Source organism: Halomonas koreensis (genome assembly GCF_031451675.1).
Lineage (GTDB): Bacteria > Pseudomonadota > Gammaproteobacteria > Pseudomonadales > Halomonadaceae > Halomonas > Halomonas koreensis.
In genome coordinates this window covers 141,585-161,054 of the sequence record NZ_JARWAK010000011.1, presented here as the reverse complement: position 1 = coordinate 161,054, position 19,470 = coordinate 141,585, and the positions used below count along the sequence as shown (strand labels likewise).

Genomic DNA, 19,470 nt, shown 5'->3' with positions numbered 1-19,470 from the left:
CCCCCGTGGCGCCGCTGTACAACGCCGCCCTGGGCCACCGCTGGGCGAAGCGCCTGCTGGCCGGCCCGGTGGGCATGGTCGACAGCCCCCGGCTGTCCCGGGCGCGCCTCGACAAGCAGCTCAAGGCCTGGGGCGTGAGTGATGCCACGCCGACCACGCTGGGCCGGCTCACCGCGGCCCAGCAGGCCAACAGCGTGGTGCTGGTCCAGGACGCCTTCACCAGCTACTTCGAGGCCAAGCTGGTGATGGACGTGATCGAGCTGCTCGAGCGGCTTGACGTGCGGGTGTTCGTGGCGCCCTTCGCGCCCAACGGCAAGCCGCTGCACGTCCAGGGCTTCCTCGGCGCCTTCGAACGCACCGCGGCGAAGCAGGCCGAGCGGCTCAGGACCCTGGCCGACTTCGGGGTGCCGCTGGTGGGCATCGACCCGGCGATGACCCTGACCTACCGCCAGGAGTACGTGAAGGCGCTGGGCGAGGCCGCCGTGCCCGAGGTGCAGCTGCTGCCGGAATGGCTGGACGCCCGGGCCGCGGACCTGGCGCCCGCGGGCCTGGCGCTGGACGACCCCGGCTACCGGCTGCTGGCCCACTGCACCGAGAAGACCAACGCCCCGGGCACGCCCAAGGCCTGGCAGCGGCTGTTCGCCGCCTTCGGCCTGGAACTCGAGGTGGTGGCCACCGGCTGCTGCGGGATGTCCGGGACCTACGGCCACGAGGCGCGCAACCTGGACACCTCGAAGGCCATCTACGCCCAGTCCTGGCAGCCGCGGGTCGAGGATCCCGCCAACGCCGGCCGGCTGCTAGCCACCGGCTACTCCTGCCGCAGCCAGGCCAGACGGCTGTCGGACACGACCCTGGCGCACCCCCTGCAGGGCCTGCTGGAGGCGCTCAGGCGGGCCGGCTGATCAGGCGCGGACCTTGCGACGTTCCCGGGGCGAGATGCCGTATGCCTTGCGATAGCACTTGCTGAAATGAGAGGTGGAGGAGAACCCGGTCGCGGTGGCGATGTTGATGATGTCCAGCGAGGTCTTGCGCAGCAGGCTGTCGCCGTGTTTCAGGCGCATATTGAGATAATAGCTTGCCGGAGTGACGCCGAAATGCTCCTTGAAGAGGCGCTGCAGCTGGCGGTGGGAAATGCCGACGAGGTCGGCGATCTGTTCGCAGTTGATGGTGTCCTCGATATGGGAATGCATCACATGGATGGCGGAGGAAAGGGCGGGGTTGTGGACCCCAAGACGTTCCTCCAGTGACATGCGCTGCTTGTCGTGAGCGGGGCGAATGTCCGGGTGGATGCACTGGTCGGCGATGTGCTTGGCCAGCACGCTACCCTGTTGCCGATCGATCAGCGACAACATCATGTCGAGCCCCGCCGTTCCCCCCGAGCAGGTCAGGATATTCTCCTCGATCTCGAACAGCTCGTTGGTCACCAGAAGGTCGGGATATTCCTCCTGGAGGCTCGCCTGATCCTCCCAATGAATGGTGCAGCGCTTGTGACGCAGGACGCCGGCTCGGGCCAGCAGGATGCTGCCGGTGGAGGTCGAGCCCAGCAGGCGCCGGCTGCGCCCCACCTCCCGCAGCCACTTGAACAGCCTCGCGCTGGCGATGAGGTTGGTGCCGGTACCGGCCACCAGGATGACGGCATCCAGCGCCCGCCAGTCGTCGAGGCGGAGGGTCGGCGTGAAGGGGATGCCGTTGCTGGCCTCCACCACCTCGTCGTCGAGGCTGACCAGCTCCCATCGATACAGTCGCCGGCCACTCAGTCGGTTGGCGATCCGCAAGGGCTCGATGACCGAGCTGAACGAGAGCATGGCGAAGTGGGGGAAGAGCAGAAAGCCGACGGTGAAGGGCGAGGCCTCGTGGCCGGAGGGTGTCATGATCGTTGTCTTTTGTGTCGCGTAGATGTTCTTAACGATGCGAGGCTTGTCGCAAGATGTCAATGCCGATAAGGGCAGCGCCAACAGTCAGTCCCTGGAGAAGATCATGCAGTCAGAGAGCGTTTCAATCATCAGCGATGGCCTCAAACTCGACGGTTCCTATTACTGGGAAGAGGGTGTCGTTCAGGACGAGGCTCCCATCGTCATCGTGTGCTCGGGTTTCACCGGATTGAAGCATATTCATCCCGAGCGTTTCGCCCGTTTCCTGACCAAGCAGGGCTTCCTTTGCTTCGGGTTTGACTACCGTGGTTTCGGCGAAAGCGAAGGAAAGCGAGGCAAGGTGCTGCTGGAAGAGCAGGTCCGGGATATCGCCAATGTCGTGGCCTATGTCCGGGCGCGAGCCGACGAGGAAGGTCGCAAGCTGGTGCTGGCCGGTTGGGGCATGGCCGGCGGCCTGGTGCTGGATGCCTTCCGTCAGGTCGAGGACCTGGTCGACGCCCTGATCAGCATGAACGGCTTCTTCGATGCGGTGCGCGTGCAGAAGGCCCTGCGCGGCGAGCTCGGCTGGAAGGAGTTCCGTCAGTTCCTCAACCAGGAGCGGCTGCGTCTGGCCCAGGGCGGCGAGGCCCAGGAAATCGATCCCTTCCGCATCTACCCGCTGGACCCGATCTCCAAGGGCTATGTGGATAGCGTGCTGTGGAAGACCCCGGGCTATGGCCTGACCTCGGACCTGGACTTCGCCGACTCGCTGATCGCCTTCCGGCCGGAGTCGCATATCGATCAGCGCTTCGCCCGCACTCCGCTGTTGATCGCCCACGGCGGCGAGAACGACCTGCACCCGGTCACCGAGGCTCAGTCGCTGTACGCCGCCTACCCGGGACCCAAGGCCATGTACTTGCTCCCCGACGGTGGCCACACCGAGTGGATGCTGGACGACGAACCCAAGTTCCAGACCTTCGCCGGCCAGGTGGCCGACTGGTTGAAGGAGACCGTCTGGGCGCCGACCAGCCAGCAGGCCGTGGCCTGAGCGTCGAGACGAACTCGTGTCAGGTGATGCCATGATCCCCTTCTGTGACCCCATGGACCCGGCGCCGCGCGCCCCCGGCTTCACCGCCCCTGCAGGGGCGGTGGATTGCCATGCCCACGTCTTCGGGCCGGCGTCCCGTTACCCTTATCAGGCCACCCGGACCTATACGCCGCCGGATGCCAGCCTCGAGCAGTATCGCCACCTGCACCGCACCCTGGGCATCGAGCGGGGCGTGCTGGTCCAGCCCAGCGTCTATGGCCTCGATAACTCGGCGACCCGGGACGCGGTCCGTGCCCTGCGTGACGAAGGGCACGACTACCGCGGCATCGCGGTGGTCGACAGCGAGGTGTCCGACGCCGAGCTGGATGCCCTGGCCGCCGACGGCTTCCGAGGCGTGCGCCTCAACCTGCTGTTCAAGGGCGGCATCGCCTGGGACGACGTGGAGCGCCTGGCCGGTCGTCTCGCCGACCGCAACTGGCACCTGCAGTTCCTGGTCGACGTCTCCGCCTTCGCCGACCTCGAGGCCCGGGTGGCGCGCCTGCCCGTGCCGGTGGTCGTGGATCACATGGGCCACATGGCCTGCGACAAGGGGGGCGACCAGCCGGGCTTCCAGGCGCTTTGCCGGCTGATGGCGCGCGGTGATGCCTGGGTGAAGCTCTCCGGGGCCTATCGCATCACCGGCCAGCGGCAGCTCCCCTACGAGGACGTCGTGCCCTTGGCCCGGCGACTGATCGAGGCCAACCCCGAGCGGTGCGTCTGGGGCTCCGACTGGCCCCATCCGCACATCCCGGTGCCGATGCCCAACGACGGCCCCCTGCTCGATGCCCTGGCGGATTGGGCGACCGATCCCGCGCTCCGCAAGAGGATCCTGGTCGATAATCCGGACAGGCTCTATTTCCGAGACTGACGCGCCCTGGTGTGACACCCAAGAGGCCGCTCGCCCCTGGCGAGCGGCCTCTTGCGTGGTGCGCTCACCGATAGCCGGCCATCAGCTCGCGGATCAGCGGGGTATCGGCGTCGCGATGGGTGGGCAGCTCGAAGCGCGCCTTGGCGATGGGCGTGCGTGACAGGGTGGCGGTGATCAGTTGCTCGCGGTCCTCGGCCTCGGCCAGCACCTCGCCGCGGGGGCCGAGGATGCGCGAGCCGCCCCAGAAATGGCTCTGGCCCTCGGGGCCGTAGCGGTTGGCCATGATCACCGGGGTGCCGTAGGTCATGGCGTAGAAGCGCAGGTTGAGCAGCCAGTTCTGCTCGTTGGAGAAGTCCTCGCTGACGATGCCCGAGGCCGAGTTGATCGGCGCGCAGAGCACCGTGGGGCGGGGCAGCAGGGCGGCATGCACCAGCGCCGGGTTCCAGAGGTCGGCGCAGATCAGCTGGGTGGTCGACCAGCCGGGACGCACCGTGGTGAGGGGGATCTCGCTGCCGTGGGAGAACCACTTGCCTTCCTCGAGGCCGCCGTAGGTGGGCAGGTTGAGCTTGCGGTGGACGGCGACGATGGCGCCGTCCTGGAGGATGGCCAGGGCGTTGTAGTACTCGCCGGGGCTGGCCTCCTCGACGAAGCCGACCACCGCCTGCATGGCGCCGCAGGCCTCGGCCAACCGGGCGAGGCGTGGGTCCTCGACGGGCATGGCGACCTGCATGACGCTGCCGGCCAGGCCGTAGCCGGTCAGCGAGAGTTCGGGGAAGACCAGCAGCTCGACGCCGCGGGAGGCGGCCTCGGCGATGACCGCGAGGTGGCGCTCGAGGTTGGCGTCGACCTCGCCGAGCTCGGCGTTGACTTGGGCGGCGGCGACGTGAAGCGAATCCTGGTAGTGCATGAAAGGGCTCCATTCAAGGGCGAAACGGCGAAAAGGCCGCATGACGCGGCCTTTTCGGGTCGGGGGAACGGAGAGGCCTTAGATCAGGCCTTGGTCGCTCAGGAAGGCCAGGGCCACGTCCTCGATGGTCTCGCGCTCCACGTCCACTCGGGCGTTGAGGGTGGCCATGGTCTGGTCGTCGAGCAGCGCGGACAGGGCGTTCATCTGCTCGGCCAGTTCGGGGTTGGCCTCCAGGGCCTCCTCGCGCACCACTGGGGTCAGGGCGTAGGCGGGGAAGAAGGCCTGGTCGTCCTCCAGCACCTGGAAGTCGAAGGCCGGGATGCGGCCGTCGGTGGCGAACACCAGGCCCACGTCGACCTGGCCGTCGCGCAGCGCCTGGTAGACCAGGCCGGAATCCATGCGCTTGATGTCGCCGCGGCCGACGCGGAAGTCATAGGCCTGCTGCAGCGGGCGCCAGCCGTCCTCCCGGGCGTAGAACTCGGCGTTCATGGCGAAGGTCAGCGTCTCGCCGCCCGCGTTCACCGTCTCGGCCAGTTGGGAGAGGCTGTCGATGCCGGTCTCCGCGACGCTTTCCTCGCGCATGGCCAGGGCATAGGTGTTGTTGGCCTCGGACGGCTCGAGCCAGACCAGGCCCTTCTCGGCGTCGAGTTCCTTGACGCGCCGGTAGGTCTCCTCGGGGGACAGCGACTCGGTGACGTCGTTGTAGTTGATCAGCGAGGTGCCGGTGTACTCCCAGTAGAGATCGAGCTGGCCGTTCTCCTGGGCCTGGCGCAGCACGGCGGAGCCCATGCCGGCGCGCTTCTCGACGTCATAGCCGAGGGCGTCCAGATACTGGGCGGTCATGCTGGCCAGTATCTGCTGCTCGGTGAAGTTCTTGCCGCCGACCACGATCTCGTCGGCCTGGGCGGTGGCCAGGGAACCGGCCAGGGTCAGGCCGGACAGCAGGGCGATCAGTCGTTTCATGGTGTTGTTCCTGGTTGTGATGGTGGAGTGGGTGCAGAGCCGTCAGGCCCGGGACGGGTTGACCCCGCGGGGCACCACCACGAAGGCGGTGGTGGCGATCAGGGCGTCCACCGCGATGGCCAGCAGGGCGGTGGGAATGGCGCCGGCCAGCATCATCAGCGGGTCGTAGAGGTCGATGCCGGTGAAGATCAGCTCGCCGAGGCCGCCGGCGCCGATCAGGAAGGCCAGCGGCACGGTGCCCACGTTGATGGTCAGGGCGGTGCGGATGCCGGCGAAGATCACGTAGAGGGCATTGGGCAGCTCCACCCGGAACAGCCGCTGGACCGGCGCCATGCCGATGCCCGAGGCGGCTTCCCGCAGGGCGGGGGAGACCCCCTTGAGGCCGGCATAGGTGTTGCGGGTGATCGGCAGCAGGGTGGCCACGAAGAGCCCGAACACCGCCGGCAAAGTGCCGATGCCGAGGAAGCTCATGGACAGCGCCAGCACCGCCAGGGTGGGGATGGTGGTGCCGACGTTGAGCACCTGCATGACCGACTCGGCCAGGTGCGCCATGCTGGGCCGGGACAGCATGATGCCCAGGGGAATGGCCACCAGGATGGCCAGGCCGCCGGACATGGCGGTCAGCCAGAGGTGCTGGCCCACCAGGTACTGGACGTCGGGCAGGTAGAAGAGCAGCTCGTCCAGGGTGCCGCTGGCCTGGACCCAGACGCCGGCACCGAAGACGAAGGCGATCAGCAACAGGCGCAGGACGCCTCGCAGGTTCTGCAACGGCATGGCTCACACCTCCCCGACGGGTTCGGCCTGCTGGACGCGGTAGCGCGATCCCAGGTGGTGGGTGATGGCGCGTTGGGTGATCTGGCCGCACAGCCGGCCGTCGTCGTCGACGCAGGGCAGCCAGGTCATGTCGTGGGCGAACATCAGCGAGGCCACCTTGCGCAGGTCGTCGTCCAGCCGCGCCACGGCGGGCAGGGTGTCGAAATGATCGCGGCAGTAGCCCCTGGTGGTCTGAGCCACCGAGCGCCGGACGACGCCGACCGGTTGATGCCGGTCGTTGACCATCATGATGGAGCCCGGGTAGCCGTGATCGTCCATGCGCGTGAGAGCCGCCTGGAGGTCCTCGTCCGGTGCCACGGTGCCGACATCCTCGCTGGCCATGTCGCGCACCTTGACCAGGTTGAGGCGCTTCAGCGCCCGGTCCTCGCCGAGGAAGGACTCGACGAAGTCGTCCTTGGGCGCGGCCAGCAGGTCGTCGGGGCGCGAGTACTGCTCGAGGTTGCCGGCGCGGAAGATGGCGACGCGGTCGCCCATCTTGATCGCCTCGTCGATGTCGTGGCTGACGAACATGATGGTCTTCTTGAGCTCCTGCTGCATCTTGAGGAACTCGTCCTGGATGACCGCGCGGTTGATGGGGTCGATGGCGCCGAAGGGCTCGTCCATCAGCATCACCGGCGGGTCGGCGGCCAGCGCCCGGGCCACCCCGATGCGCTGCTGCTGACCGCCGGAGAGCTCGCTGGGGTAGCGCTTGAGGAAGGCGTCCGGGTCCAGGGCGATCATGTCCATCAGCTCCCGGGCGCGGGCCTTGTACCTGGCCCTGTCCCAGCCCAGCAGCTTGGGCACCACGGCGATGTTCTCCTCGATGGTCATGTTGGGGAAGAGGCCGATCTGCTGGATCACGTAGCCGATGTTGCGGCGCAGCTCCTGGGTGTCCAGGCCGGTGGTGTCCTCGCCGTCGATGAACACCTTGCCGGAGGTGGGGCGGATGATGCGGTTGATCATCTTCAGGGTGGTGGTCTTGCCGCAGCCGGAGGGGCCGAGCAGGATGCAGATCTCGCCGGCGGGCACCTCCATGTTGATGTGGTCGGCGGCGGTCACCGCGCCCTTGGGGGTGTCGAAGACCTTGGTCAGGTTGTCGAGTCGAATCATGCGGTCATCCTTTCTTGTAATGGGGAAGGCGAGGGAATCATTCCGCGAGGGCGGCGCGCTCCATGCCCTTGGGCGTCAGGCGTTTCTGCAGGGCCAGCAGGCCGTAGTCGACGAGGATCGCCAGCAGGCTGACCGCCACGGCGCCGAGGATCAGCTGGCGGGGATCGGACTGGGAGATGCCGCGGCTGATGAAGGTGCCCAGGCCCCCGGCGCCGATGTAGGCGGCGATGGCCATGACGCCGATGTTGAGCACCACGGCGGTGCGCACCCCGGCCATGATCACCGGCACGGCCAGCGGGATCTCGACCTTCTGCAGGCGCTGGTTCTGGCTCATGCCGATGCCGCGGGCGGCCTCGCGCAGGGCCGGATCGACGTTGTGGATGGCGGTATAGGTATTGCGGATGATCGGCAGCTGGGAGTAGAGCAGCACGGCGATCACCGCCGGCAGGTAGCCGATGCCCTGGCCGATCAGCGAGAGCACCGGGATCATGATGCCGAACAGGGCGATGGAGGGGACGGTGACGATGATCGAGGCCACGTAGAGCACGGCCTTGGCCAGGCGTTCGTTCTTGGTGATGGCGATGCCGATGGGCACGCCGGTGAGGGTGGCGATGCCCACGGCGACCCCGACCAGGGCGATATGCTCGAGGGTGCGTGACAGGAGCAGGTCGATATTGCCGGCTGCGTAGTGGATCCAATCCATGCAAGAGCCTCGCGTAGCGTTGTGATTATTGAGAAAGCGCGTGAGGCATAGGCTAGAGAGAGAGGGCGTCGGTCACCGACAGGTAGGCGACATATAACAGCAGGAACCTGTCACGCCCCGACCAGGAGCGGAGGCGAACGTGTCGGGCTCCGGCCGACACCGTGATCTAGGCAATGTCTGAAAAGTGCCTGCGCTCGGCTATACGGCGTTAAAAATCGGCTCGTGCGCGAGCCCGGTCAAAGTACTCATTTACTGCCTGTAAACTCCGTCTTTTCACCGTTTTTTGCCTTGTCTAGCCTTCGCTCACCGACTTTTCAGACAAAGCCTAGCGCTTGCCAGGAGGCGCCATTCCGCCACCGCCCGGCCCCGCGTACCGTCCGGGGCCAGGCAGGGAGCATCGACGACCCAGTCCGTCGGGCCGCGCTTGCGGAGGATCGCCTGTGGCCCGACGCCGTCAGCGAGGCTGGAGGCTGGTGCTGATGGTTCCGGGGCGCCGTCGCCTGATCGTGGATGTTATTAATGGAACTTAATATCATGGGGCGGCGCGAGAGCCGGCGGCTCTCGACGGGATGCCCGATGACCATGCCAGGGACGACGCCCTTGACCGTTCACCACAACCTGCTGTCGCTCGCCGGCCTGCTGCGCCAGCGATACGTACGCCCCACGCCATTCAACCTCTTCACCATCCTTCGCAGCGCCGGGGACGAAGTGCGGCTCCACTCGCGCTTCCTGGCGGCCCTGCTCGATCCCCTGCGGCATTCGCTGGGTCCGACGCCGCTGCGTGGCTTCCTCGCCCAGTGTGCCATCGAGGACTTCGTCCTCGAGGACGTCCGCGTCGAGTGCGAGCGCTGGAACATGGATATCCTGATCACCAATGCCCGCCGGCAGGCCGTGGTCATCGAGAACAAGATCCATGCCGGGGATCAGCCCGACCAGCTGATGCGCTACCACCGGCAGCTGCGCGCCGCGGGCTACCGCCCGGTGCATGTGCGCTACCTGACCCTGGACGGCCGGGATCCGCAGGCAGACAGCCTGGGTGACCTGCAAGCGCTTGAGGCCGAGGCGGGGAGCTATGCCGCGCTCGACTACCAGGGCGACGTGATGCCCTGGCTGTCGACCTGCATGGGGCATGCGGCCCTGGATCCGCCGCTGCGGGAGAGCCTCCTCCAGTATCGCCAAGTGATTCAACAACTGACCGGAAACGACATGGACAGTCAGCATCTCGCGACCCTGGCCGATACCCTGCTCCAGGGAGATAACCTGAAGGCCGCCCACGATATTCGCCTGGCCTACGATGAGGCCCTGATCCGGCTGCAGGTGCGCCTGTGGCGCGCGCTGCGCGATCGCATCGAGGCGGTGTATCCGGAGATGGCGGGGCATCCGCATGGCGATTCCTGGCGCGATGCCGACCTCGAGGGGCTGTGTCGGGCCTACATCCACCGTCAGCGCGGCAACAAGGGATATGGGCTCTACTACCGAGTGCCCGGCCATGTGGAGGATATCTGCGTGGGCCTGGAGGTCGAGCACGCCATCTATGTCGGCGTCTACTGCGAGCGGGCGCATCACCCGGAGACGTATCGGGCCATCTGCCGCCGCCTGGACGAGGCCGAGCATGGCGGCGCCCGGAACGACTACTGGCCCAGCTTCGCCTATTCTCCCGAGCCGCTGCCGCTGAAGACGCCCACCGCCGAGCAACTGGCGCGGCTTGGCGATCCGGAGTATTTCCAGTACCTGGTGAGCACCATGACCGACGAGCTGGCCAGGCTTTGGACGCTGCTGGGCGACTAGCCCGAGGCGTGGCATGTCACGCCCGTCGATGCGATGACGCCCTTCGGGCACGCTGCTAGGCTGTCACCATTGCGTCACGCCCCGGATGCGCGCGTCGTCCGGGGCCAAGCAGGGACCCGCCGATGACCCAAGCCGTCGGGGCCTCGCTCACGGAGGATCGCCTGTCGCCGCTCGCGCTCAAGCGCGTCGGCATCGATACCTACCGCGAGAACGTGGCCTACATGCATCGCGAGTGCGACCGCTACCGGGCGGAGGGCTTCCAGGCGCTCGCCAAGGTGGAGGTGCGCGCCAACGGTCGGGCCATCCTGGCCACGCTGAACGTCGTCGACGATGCGGCCATCGTCGACTGCGGCGAACTCGGCCTGTCCGAGGACGCCTTCGCCTCCCTCGGCGTGGAGGCCGGCCAGCCGGTGAGCATTCGCCAGGCCGAGCCGCCGGCCTCGATCCCGGCCCTGCATCGCAAGATCGCCGGCGAGCGGCTGACCCGGGACGATTTCCACCACATCATTCGCGACATCGCCGAGCGCCGCTATTCCAAGATCGAGCTGACCGCCTTCGTGGTGGCCTGCGACCAGAACGAGCTCGATCGCGAGGAGGTCTTCTATCTCAGCGATGCCATGAGTGCCGTCGGCCGCCGCCTGGACTGGCACGAGCATCCGGTGGTCGACAAGCACTGCATCGGCGGCATCCCCGGCAATCGCACCTCCATGCTGGTGGTGCCGATCGTCGCCGCCCATGGCCTGCTGTGCCCCAAGACGTCCTCCCGAGCCATCACCTCGCCCTCGGGCACCGCCGACACCATGGAGGTGCTGGCGCGGGTCGACCTGCCCTTCGAGCAGCTGGGTGAGTTGGTGCGCACTCACCGGGGATGCCTGGCCTGGGGCGGCACCAGCGAGCTGTCGCCGGCCGACGACGTGCTGATCTCGGTGGAGCGTCCGCTGTCCGTGGACGCCCCGGGCCAGATGGTGGCCTCGATCCTCTCCAAGAAGGTCGCCGCCGGCTCCACGCATCTGCTGCTCGACATTCCCATTGGCCCCCACGCCAAGGTCCGCTCCATGCCCGAGGCGCGGCGGCTGCGCAAGCTCTTCGAGTTCGTGGCGGCCCGCATGGGGCTGACCCTGGACGTGGTGATCACCGACGGCAGCCAGCCGGTGGGATGCGGCATCGGCCCGGCCCTGGAGGCCCGGGACGTGATGCGAGTGCTCACCAACCATCCCCAGGCGCCCATGGACCTGCGCCAGAAGGCGCTGCGCCTGGCCGGCCGGATGCTGGAATTCGACCCGGACGTGCGCGGCGGCGACGGCTTCGGCCTGGCTCGGGACATCCTCGATGCGGGGCGTGCCCACGAGAAGATGCAGGCGATCATCGCCGCCCAGGGACGTCGCCCCTTCGATGCCGACGCGCCCCCGCTGGCGCCGCATCGCTTCGAAGTGACCGCTCACCTCGCCGGGGTGGTGACCGCCATCGACAACCTCAAGCTGGCGCGGATCGCCCGGCTCGCCGGGGCGCCGCGCGCCGTCGGCGCCGGCGTGGACATGCGGGTGCGCATCGGCGAGTCGGTGACGCCGGGCCAGACCCTGTATCGGGTGTACGCCGCCTTCCCCAACGAGCTGACCCTGGCTCGCCAGGCCAGCGAGCGCGACCGGGGCGTCGCCATCGGCCGGGCGGAACAGGTCACGCGACTCAACGTGGAGTGCTGATGTCTGCCTGCGTGCTGTATTGCGAGGACGAAGCCGCCGCGGCCCGCCGCTTGGCCGAAGCCGCGGGCCTCGAGGCCAGGCCGGTGGCCCGCCACCGCTTTCCCGACGACGAGCTGAAGCTGACGCTGCCGTTCCCCGCGGCCGGGCCGATGCCCGGGACCCTGGTGATCTACCGCAGCCTGGACCGGCCCAACGACAAGCTCGTCGAGCTGCTGCTGCTGGCCCGCCATGCCCGCCGGGCCGGGGCCCGGCGGCTGGTGCTGGTGGCCCCCTACCTGGCCTACATGCGCCAGGATGCCGCCTTCCGGGCCGGGGAGGTGGTCAGCCAGCCGCTGGTGGGCGAGTTCCTCGCCGAGCTCTTCGATGCCGTCATCACCGTCGACCCCCACCTGCACCGCATCGACCGCCTGGAACAGGCGATTCCCCTGAGCCAGGCCATCGCCCTGTCCGGCGCGCCGCGGTTGGGCGAGCTGATCGCCGAGAAGCGCGATGCGCCGCTGCTGATCGGCCCGGACGCCGAGGCGCTCCAGTGGGTGGAGTCCGCCGCCGTCGCCACCGGCTTCGCCTTCGATGTCTGCCACAAGACCCGCCACGGCGATCGCGAGGTGGCCATCGCCCTGCCGGCGGTGGAGGTCGCCGACCGCCGGGTGGTGCTGATGGACGACGTGGCGAGCTCCGGCTATACCGTGGCCCGCGCCGCCCAGGCCCTGCTGGCCGCCGGGGCGGCCTCGGTGGACCTGGCGGTGACCCATGCGCTGTTCGCCGGCGACGCCCTGGCGGTGATCGAGGCCGCCGGCGTCGACGAGGTGTGGAGCACCGACTGCATCGCCCACCCCAGCAACGCCATTCCCATGGCCCCGGTCCTGGCGACGGCCCTCGGGCATGTCCTGTCGCCCGGCACGGGGCAAAGCCCGCAATAGCGGTGGGTTATGCGCGCTGATCCGGGCATCGCGCCGTTGCCAGCCGGCGGTCGACATGGTTAGGTCGAGGGTCGACCAACGAAGACGAGGGAGGGATGCGCGCGCATGGACATGACGAGCGGCGTCATGCTGCTGGCCGGCCTGGCCATGGTCATGGCGATAGGAGCCCTGGGGCTCTTCGTCTATCTGCGACGGAGCCTTCGCGAGCCGCCCGAGGCGAGGCCCGAATCGCCCCCGACCGCCACGCCGCCGCCGGCCCCCGAGCCGGCCGAGCCGACGCCCGCCCCCGAGCCCCCGGCGAGCCCCGCGGCCGACGAGGTCGCCCATCGCTTCCGCGTCGCCTCCGCCGACGAGGTCCGCCAGTGCCTGTTCGTGGTGTTCGACTGGCCGGGGCTCGACACCAACCGTCGGCTGCACAAGCGCCTGGAAGAGGTCGGCGCCGTCTATGATGCCCAGCGCCGCGTCTACAACATCCATCCGCCGCGCACCGGCTACCGGATGGTGATCGCCAACAGCACCCCGCCGGGCGACCTGCCGCCGTTGCACGAGGACGGCGACCACCCGGTGGTCGACGGCATCTCCATCCTGGTGCACTTCCGCAACAAGCGGCGCGTGGCCCAGAGCCCCGAGGCGCTGATCGACTTCACCCAGTCGGTGGCGGCGATCGGCGGCAAGATCCTCGATGCCCAGCGGCACGAGGTCAGCGAGGCGGACTTCGCGTCGCTGCGCGGCGCCTCGCTCTGAGACGGAGCGGGATCAGCGTCGCCGCAGCCAGTCGCGCCGGCGCAGCGGCGGGGGACGGCGGGGCATCGTCGGGCGCGCCTCCAGCGTCTCCGCGGCGAGCGGGTCCGGGGCCTCGGCGACATCGTCGAGCTCGGCCAGGCGCCGGATCCGCTCCCGGGTGTCGGGGTGGGTGCGCAGCCAGGGGAGCGCCACCGGCCGGTGACGCCCGAACAGGCTCGACAGCCAGCGCCCCTGATGGCGTTCCAGCGCCGCCAGCGCCGAGGCCAGGCCCCTTGGGTCGCCGGTGAGGTCGACGGCCTCGAGGTCGGCGGCATGCTCGCGTTGTCGGGACAGGGCCAGCGACAGCAGGGTGCTGGCGGTCGGGGCGAGGGCCACCAGCAGCAGCGCCAGCCAGGGGAAGCGCAACTCCCCCGCGATGACCAGCGGCAGGCTGATCAGGATGGCGAGCTGGATGGCCGTGGCCAACCACAGCGTCAGCCGCGTCATCGCCGCCGCGATCGACATCACCCGGGTATCCCCGTGGCGCAGGTGGCTGACCTCGTGGGCCAGCACCCCGGCCAGCTCGCGGAGCGTCAGGGTCCTCAGCAGGCCCTCGGTGACGGCGATGCCGCCATCCTCGCGGTGGCCCACCGCGAAGGCGTTGAGCTCGGGGGTGGGGCTGTAGTAGAGCCGGGGAGCGCGCTCCAGGCCGGCCCGTTCGTAGAGGCGCGCCACCACCCGGTAGAGCGCCGGCGCCTGAGCCGGCGCGAGGATGCCGGCCCCGGCCTGGGCGAGGATCACCCGGGCGGGAAGCCATCCGGACACCAGGGTGGCCAGCGTCACCGCCGCTAGGCAGAGCATCACGCCGCCGGGGCCGGCCAGCAGGTAGCCCGGCACCGACAGCGAGATCACCAGGCCGGCCAGGATCAGCAGCGTCTGGGCGGCATTGCGTCGCCGCCGCCGCGCGAGGCGGTCCCGCCTGAGGGGCATGTCGAGTCCTCCTGTCGCATTCCGGGGCCGGCATGGCCGCGGGAACCCCGGAGCCTCGCATCTGTCAGTTATCTCGATATCGACGCCTGACGGGCTCCTGGCCTAAGGTAGCGATTCCGATCCCCGAACCGTCAAGGATGGCCGACATGTTGCCGATTCTGCGAGGGTGCCGGCTTACCGGTCTCGCCGCCGCCCTGTTGTTCAGTGCCCCGCTCGCCGCCGCCGAGGGCTCCGATGTCGTCGGCTGGGTGGAGAAGACCCGTATCCTGCCCTGGGGCGTGGAGGTCAAGGCCAAGCTCGACAGCGGTGCCCTGACCTCCTCCATGCAGGCCGAGCACATCGAGGAGTTCCAGCGTGATGGCGAGGACTGGGTCCGCTTCGTCGTCGAGGTGGAGGACGAGCGGACCGGCGAAGTGGTCGAGCGGACCTTCGAGCGCGAGGTGTTCCGCCGCCTCAAGGTCACCGGCGCCGGCGGCGTGGACCGCCGCCAGGTGGTGCTGATGACGATCTGTCTGGGCGATACCCGCTACGAGGAGCAGTTCAGCCTCGAGGATCGTGACGACCTCATCTATCCGGTGCTGCTGGGGCGGCGCACCCTGCAGAGCCTGGGGCCCCTCGACGTTACCGAGACCTTCCTGCGTCCGCCCACCTGCGACGAGGCCTCGCCGCTTCGGCGACATGCCGACAAGGTCTACGACGAGGACCTGGGGGTCTGATGACGACGACAGGGCGAAGCATGGACGCGCCGCCGAGCCTGGAACGCTGGCTGGCCGAGCTGGCGGCTCACGGCGAACGCCACGACGCCGCCGTCGACGATCCGGCCCGGCGGCTGCGCAACATCACCCCCGATACCGGCCGCTTCCTGGACGTCCAGGTCCGCGCCACCGGGGCGCGCCGCATCCTCGAGGCCGGCACCTCCAACGGCTACTCGACGCTCTGGCTGGCTCGGGGGGCGAGGGCCACCGGCGGCCGGGTGACCACCGTGGAGTGCGATGCCGAGCGCTGGACCCTGGCCCGGCGGCACTTCGCCGCCGCCGGGGTCGAGGCGCTCGTCGACGCACTGCATGCCGATATCGGGACCGTGCTCGCGGACCAGGCGCCGGCCTCCCTGGACCTGATCTTCCTGGATGCCGACCGCGAGCGCTACCTCGACTGGTGGCCCGCCATCCGCGAGGCCCTGGCGCCGGGGGGGCTGCTGGTGGTGGACAATGCGCTCTCCCATGCCGAGGCCCTCGCGCCCTTCATGGCCCGGGTCGAGGCGGATCCGGCCTTCACCGGCTGTCGCGTCCCCGTGGGCAAGGGCGAGTTCCTGGCCACCCGTGATCGGGGGGCGCCGCGGGAAGCGGGGCGAGGGTGACCGCTCGGCCGGCCCTCACGGTGTACTACGACGCCGCCTGTCCGCGTTGCCGGCGGGATCGGCGACGCTACGAGCGGCTGGCCGGTGATCGCGCGGTCACCTGGCTCGATGTCTCCCGCCACGGCGAGCGTCTCCGCGCCCGGGGCATCGCGCCCCGCGATGCCCTGCTGTCGCTGCACGTCGAGGATGCCCGCGGCGACCTCCACGAGGGCCTAGACGCCTATATCCTGCTGATGCGTCGCGTGCCCGTCCTCAGGCCGCTGGCCGCGGTGATCGGGTGGCCGCTGATCAAGCCGGCGCTGGCTGGATGGTATCGCCGCTCGGTGCGGCGACGACTGCGCCGCCAGGGGCGGCTCTGATGCCGGGCCCGCCGGCGGTGCCCCTCGCGTCCCGTGGCGCGTCGCCGGCGTGGCGGTCAGTCCTGGAGGCGCGCCGTGTCCTGCACCAGACGCCGGCAGAGGGCGTCGAGCCGCTCGCGCTGGGGCTCGTCCACCAGCTCGCCGTCCTCGCCGAAGGCCTCGCCCGCCCGGGCCACGGCCAGCTGGTCCGGCAGCACCGTGACGCCGATGTTGCCCAGCAGCTGGCGCACCGTGACCAGGCCGCGCAGCCCGCCGAGCGCGCCCGGCGAGGCGGCCACCAGGGCCGCCGTCCGGCCCTGGAAGAGGGCCAGGCCGCTGTCGCCGCGATGGGGGCGGGTCAGCCAGTCGATGGTGTTCTTGAGCAGCGGCGTGATCAGGCCGTTGTATTCCGGCGAAGCGATCAGCAGGCCCTGGTGGTCGGCCAGCCGCTCGCGCAGCGCCAGGGCGGCCTCCGGCAGGCCCTGCTCGGCTTCCCGGTCGCCGTCATACAGCGGCATGGGGTAGTCGGCGAGGTCGATCAGGGTCGGCCGGCCGCCATGGGCCTCGAGCCGTGCGGCGCCCAGGCGGGCCAGGCGCTTGTTGAAGGAAGCCTGGCGGGTGCTGCCGGCGAAGACCAGGATGCGCGGTTGGCGACTCATGGCGGGGCTCCTTGCGTGCCGAAAGGTGGCCTCCGATCATGGTCGCTATAGGCGGCCGGTACAAGTCGGCCGCGCACCGGACGAAGGGCGTGGCGATGGCTGGACGGTATCCCGAGACCCCGGACGGCCGCTGTTTCGTCGCCCGACGGCGACCCGGCGATAACGGGGGCGCCGACGAAGAACGCCACGGCTGAGCCGTGGCGTTCTTCGTTTCCGGGGCGAGCGCGTCAGCCGCGCTTGCTGCTGCCCGGCCAGGCCCGGCGGTCGACCTTGTCGGCCAGCGTCGGGAAGCGGTCGGGATCGAAGCTCGGCTCCTGGCCGCGCTTGAGCTGGCGCTCATAGTCGCGGAACAGGGCGAAGGCCACCGGAGAGAGCAGCAGGATGGCCACCAGGTTGATCAGCGCCATCAGCCCCATGGACAGGTCGGCGAAGCTCCAGATCGGCCTGAGGCTGGCCACCGCGCCGATCATCACCATGGCCAGTACCGCCAGGCGGTAGAGCAGGATGGCCAGGGCGGCGCGCCGGGGGCCGGCCAGGTACTCGATGTTGGATTCGCCGTAGGAGTAGTTGGCGATCACCGAGGTGAAGGCGAACAGCAGGATCGCCACGGCGATGAACTGGCCGCCCCAGTCGCCGACCTGCTGGGACAGGGCGATCTGGGTCAGCTGGATGCCGTTGGCCTCGTCGCCGGCCAGCAGCTCCGGCCCGGCCATGATGATGATCGCGGCGGTGGCGGTGCAGATCACCAGGGTGTCGAGGAAGACCCCGAGCATCTGGATGAAGCCCTGGGCGGCCGGGTGGTTCGGATGGGTGGAGGCGGTGGCCGCCGCGTTCGGCGCCGAGCCCATGCCCGCCTCGTTGGAGAAGAGGCCGCGCTTGATGCCGTTCATGATGGCCTGGGAGACGGCGTAGCCCACCGCGCCCCCGGCGGCCTGCTCGAGGCCGAAGGCGCTCTTGATGATGGTCATGATCGCCGCCGGCAGCTCGGCGGCGTTGAGGACCACCACCACCACGGCCAGCAGCAGGTAGAGGATCGCCATCAGCGGCACCACCAGCTCGGCGACCCGGGCGATGGACTTCAGGCCGCCGAAGATGATCGGCGCCACCACGGCCACGAGGGCCAGGCCGACCCCCCAGGTGGGCAGGGCGAAGGCTTCCTCCATGGCCTGGGCGATGGAGTTAGCCTGGACGCTGTTGAAGGCGAGGCCGAAGGCGATGATCAGGCATACCGAGAAGGCCACCGCCAGCCAGCGAAGGCCCAGGCCGCGCTCGATATAGCGGGCCGGGCCGCCGCGGTAGGTCCGGTCGCCATGGTCGACCTTGAAGGCCTGGGCCAGGGTGGACTCGATGAAGCTGGTGGCCATGCCGACCAGGGCGGTCATCCACATCCAGAAGATGGCGCCGGGGCCGCCGAAGAAGATGGCCACCGCCACCCCGGCCAGGTTGCCGGTACCGACCCGGGCCGCGAGACTGGTGGACAGCGCCTGGAAGGAGGAGATGCCGCCGTCGGCCTCCCGGGAATGGCGCAGCAGCTTGAACATGTGGCCGAAGTAGCGGAACTGGATGCCGCGGGTCATGACGGTGAAGTAGAGGCCGGCGCCGATCAGCAGGTAGATCAGCAGTTTGCCCCAGACCAGGCCGTTGCCGGCGGCCACGAGGTCCGTGAAGAACGAGGGGAGGGAGAGGTCCATGATGACGAGATTGCCCGTATGCTCAGTGAATGCGGGGCGTCATTCTTCATGAATGCGTGAAAATGGCAAGGATCACTGGGATTATCGGTTTTCTCGTGGGTATTTCCTGTCAAGCGGCGAACGGTGGTGGGGCTTGCCGCCGCGCCATGCCCGGCACCGTCCTGCGTCCTGCCCCGGCGGTTGGCGCGCCCGGGGCCGCAGGCGGGCCCGTCACGGGGACGATGTCCCGGGAGGAGCGATGGAACATTTCATGAAGGCGGCGCTGGAGGAGGCCCGGGCCGGCCTGGCGGAAGGCGGCATCCCCGTCGGCGCGGTGCTGGTCCATCGGGGGGTGATCCTCGGTCGCGGCCGCAATCGCCGGGTGCAGCTGGGCAGTGCGGTGCTGCATGGCGAGATGGATGCCCTGGAGAATGCCGGGCGCCAGTCGGCGGCGTTCTATCGGGAGTCCACCCTCTACACCACGCTGTCGCCGTGCGCCATGTGCAGCGGGGCCATCCTGCTCTACGGCATTCCCCGGGTGGTGGTCGGCGAGAATCGCAGCTTCCTGGGCGAGGAGGCCTGGTTGCGCCGGCGGGGCGTCGGCGTGGAGGTGTTGCAGGACGAGGCGTGCATCGCGCTGATGGCGGGCTTCATCGAGGCCCGGCCGGCGTTGTGGCACGAGGATATCGGGAACGTCTGAGGCGGGCCGCGTCTCGCGTCGCCGGCCGGCGACGCGAGACCGGGATCAGGCGTAGGTGTTGATCTGGGTGCCGACGCTGCCGTCGCCGGCCAGCTGGGGTTCGGCGGACGCCGACTCGACCAGGGCCGTGACCTGCTGCTGCTGGGTATCCAGGGCCTCCTTGAAGATCTGCATCTGGGCCTGCTGAGCGGTCTGGGCCTGCTGAAGCACCTGGGACTGTGCGACGACGTTGTTGACCGAACTGTCCATGCGCGACTCCTGTTAAAGTGGATTCCGCTACCACGCTAGCAGCTTCCCCCCCGCGCCGAAAGGCCGCAGTGGTGC

20 protein-coding genes and 1 pseudogene are annotated in these 19,470 nt (G+C 69.2%); 11 read left to right on the top strand and 10 right to left on the bottom strand.

The genetic code is table 11. The features are described 5' to 3' along the window. A pseudogene (locus QC818_RS13415) lies at positions 1–902 on the top strand ((Fe-S)-binding protein); the annotation flags it as partial. Here the strand turns inward: QC818_RS13415 and QC818_RS13410 are convergent. Beyond that, positions 903–1,955: a GlxA family transcriptional regulator gene (locus QC818_RS13410; protein WP_309653372.1), complete on the bottom strand. Its 1,053-nt coding sequence runs from the start codon at positions 1,953–1,955 to the stop codon at positions 903–905. Between the two features lie 22 nt (positions 1,956–1,977). On the opposite strand from QC818_RS13410, the gene QC818_RS13405 reads away from it, so the two are divergent. Both QC818_RS13405 and QC818_RS13400 read left to right on the top strand, forming a co-directional pair. Continuing rightward, positions 1,978–2,898 carry an alpha/beta hydrolase gene (locus tag QC818_RS13405; RefSeq protein ID WP_309653371.1) on the top strand — a complete coding sequence of 307 codons (921 nt, stop codon included), beginning with the start codon at positions 1,978–1,980 and terminating at the stop codon, positions 2,896–2,898. 31 nt (positions 2,899–2,929) lie between these two features. Further along, entirely contained in the window at positions 2,930–3,805 is an 876-nt protein-coding gene (locus QC818_RS13400) for an amidohydrolase family protein (protein WP_309653370.1), read from the top strand. Between the two features lie 64 nt (positions 3,806–3,869). Here the strand turns inward: QC818_RS13400 and QC818_RS13395 are convergent, their stop codons facing one another. The 5 genes from QC818_RS13395 to QC818_RS13375 all read right to left on the bottom strand — a co-directional run bounded on the left by QC818_RS13395 (position 3,870) and on the right by QC818_RS13375 (position 8,301). Next, a complete protein-coding gene (locus tag QC818_RS13395; protein ID WP_309653369.1) occupies positions 3,870–4,712 on the bottom strand; it encodes a nitrilase-related carbon-nitrogen hydrolase in 843 nt (280 codons plus the stop codon). Between the two features lie 78 nt (positions 4,713–4,790). After that, a complete protein-coding gene (locus QC818_RS13390; RefSeq protein WP_309653368.1) occupies positions 4,791–5,675 on the bottom strand; it encodes a glycine betaine ABC transporter substrate-binding protein in 885 nt (294 codons plus the stop codon). Between the two features lie 42 nt (positions 5,676–5,717). Beyond that, entirely contained in the window at positions 5,718–6,449 is a 732-nt protein-coding gene (locus tag QC818_RS13385; protein WP_309653367.1) for an ABC transporter permease, read from the bottom strand. A gap of 3 nt (positions 6,450–6,452) precedes the next feature. Then, on the bottom strand, positions 6,453–7,598 hold the full coding sequence (locus tag QC818_RS13380; RefSeq protein WP_309653366.1) for an ABC transporter ATP-binding protein: 1,146 nt from the start codon (positions 7,596–7,598) through the stop codon (positions 6,453–6,455). A gap of 37 nt (positions 7,599–7,635) precedes the next feature. Then, positions 7,636–8,301: an ABC transporter permease gene (locus QC818_RS13375; protein WP_309653365.1), complete on the bottom strand. Its 666-nt coding sequence runs from the start codon at positions 8,299–8,301 to the stop codon at positions 7,636–7,638. Between the two features lie 600 nt (positions 8,302–8,901). Between QC818_RS13375 and QC818_RS13370 the strand changes: the two genes are divergently transcribed. From QC818_RS13370 to QC818_RS13355, 4 genes are all read left to right on the top strand, one after another. Beyond that, positions 8,902–10,089 carry a PDDEXK-like family protein gene (locus QC818_RS13370; protein ID WP_309653364.1) on the top strand — a complete coding sequence of 396 codons (1,188 nt, stop codon included), beginning with the start codon at positions 8,902–8,904 and terminating at the stop codon, positions 10,087–10,089. 122 nt (positions 10,090–10,211) lie between these two features. After that, positions 10,212–11,789, top strand: coding sequence for a thymidine phosphorylase family protein (locus QC818_RS13365; protein WP_309653363.1), 1,578 nt, complete (start codon positions 10,212–10,214; stop codon positions 11,787–11,789). Next, positions 11,789–12,709, top strand: coding sequence for a ribose-phosphate diphosphokinase (locus QC818_RS13360; protein WP_309653362.1), 921 nt, complete (start codon positions 11,789–11,791; stop codon positions 12,707–12,709). Before QC818_RS13365 ends, QC818_RS13360 begins: the two co-directional genes overlap by 1 nt. Before the next feature lie 105 nt (positions 12,710–12,814). Then, positions 12,815–13,453: a hypothetical protein gene (locus QC818_RS13355; protein WP_309653361.1), complete on the top strand. Its 639-nt coding sequence runs from the start codon at positions 12,815–12,817 to the stop codon at positions 13,451–13,453. Between the two features lie 12 nt (positions 13,454–13,465). Here QC818_RS13355 and QC818_RS13350 read toward each other — a convergent pair whose 3' ends face one another. Continuing rightward, on the bottom strand, positions 13,466–14,422 hold the full coding sequence (locus QC818_RS13350; protein WP_309653360.1) for a zinc metalloprotease HtpX: 957 nt from the start codon (positions 14,420–14,422) through the stop codon (positions 13,466–13,468). A 146-nt stretch (positions 14,423–14,568) separates the two neighbouring features. Between QC818_RS13350 and rloA3 the strand changes: the two genes are divergently transcribed. Genes rloA3 through QC818_RS13335 form a run of 3 tightly spaced genes read left to right on the top strand, consistent with a single transcriptional unit; the run spans position 14,569 to position 16,138 of the window. Beyond that, positions 14,569–15,138 carry a retropepsin-like aspartic peptidase RloA3 gene (rloA3, locus tag QC818_RS13345; protein WP_309653359.1) on the top strand — a complete coding sequence of 190 codons (570 nt, stop codon included), beginning with the start codon at positions 14,569–14,571 and terminating at the stop codon, positions 15,136–15,138. 20 nt (positions 15,139–15,158) lie between these two features. Next, a complete protein-coding gene (locus tag QC818_RS13340) occupies positions 15,159–15,779 on the top strand; it encodes an O-methyltransferase (RefSeq protein WP_309653358.1) in 621 nt (206 codons plus the stop codon). Continuing rightward, positions 15,776–16,138, top strand: coding sequence for a DCC1-like thiol-disulfide oxidoreductase family protein (locus tag QC818_RS13335; RefSeq protein WP_309653357.1), 363 nt, complete (start codon positions 15,776–15,778; stop codon positions 16,136–16,138). The genes QC818_RS13340 and QC818_RS13335 overlap by 4 nt, the downstream gene beginning before the upstream one ends. A 56-nt stretch (positions 16,139–16,194) precedes the next feature. On the opposite strand, the gene QC818_RS13330 is transcribed toward QC818_RS13335, so the two are convergent. After that, positions 16,195–16,776, bottom strand: a complete 582-nt coding sequence (locus QC818_RS13330) for an NADPH-dependent FMN reductase (RefSeq protein ID WP_309653356.1) — start codon at positions 16,774–16,776, stop codon at positions 16,195–16,197. Positions 16,777–17,003: 227 nt separating this feature from the next. Then, positions 17,004–18,467 carry an alanine/glycine:cation symporter family protein gene (locus QC818_RS13325; RefSeq protein WP_309653355.1) on the bottom strand — a complete coding sequence of 488 codons (1,464 nt, stop codon included), beginning with the start codon at positions 18,465–18,467 and terminating at the stop codon, positions 17,004–17,006. 238 nt (positions 18,468–18,705) lie between these two features. Between QC818_RS13325 and QC818_RS13320 the strand changes: the two genes are divergently transcribed. Further along, positions 18,706–19,146, top strand: a complete 441-nt coding sequence (locus QC818_RS13320; protein ID WP_309653354.1) for a nucleoside deaminase — start codon at positions 18,706–18,708, stop codon at positions 19,144–19,146. Positions 19,147–19,191: 45 nt separating this feature from the next. Here the strand turns inward: QC818_RS13320 and QC818_RS13315 are convergent, their stop codons facing one another. Continuing rightward, complete coding sequence (locus tag QC818_RS13315; RefSeq protein WP_309653353.1) at positions 19,192–19,395, bottom strand: putative motility protein; 204 nt, start codon at positions 19,393–19,395, stop codon at positions 19,192–19,194. Positions 19,396–19,470: the final 75 nt, after the last annotated feature.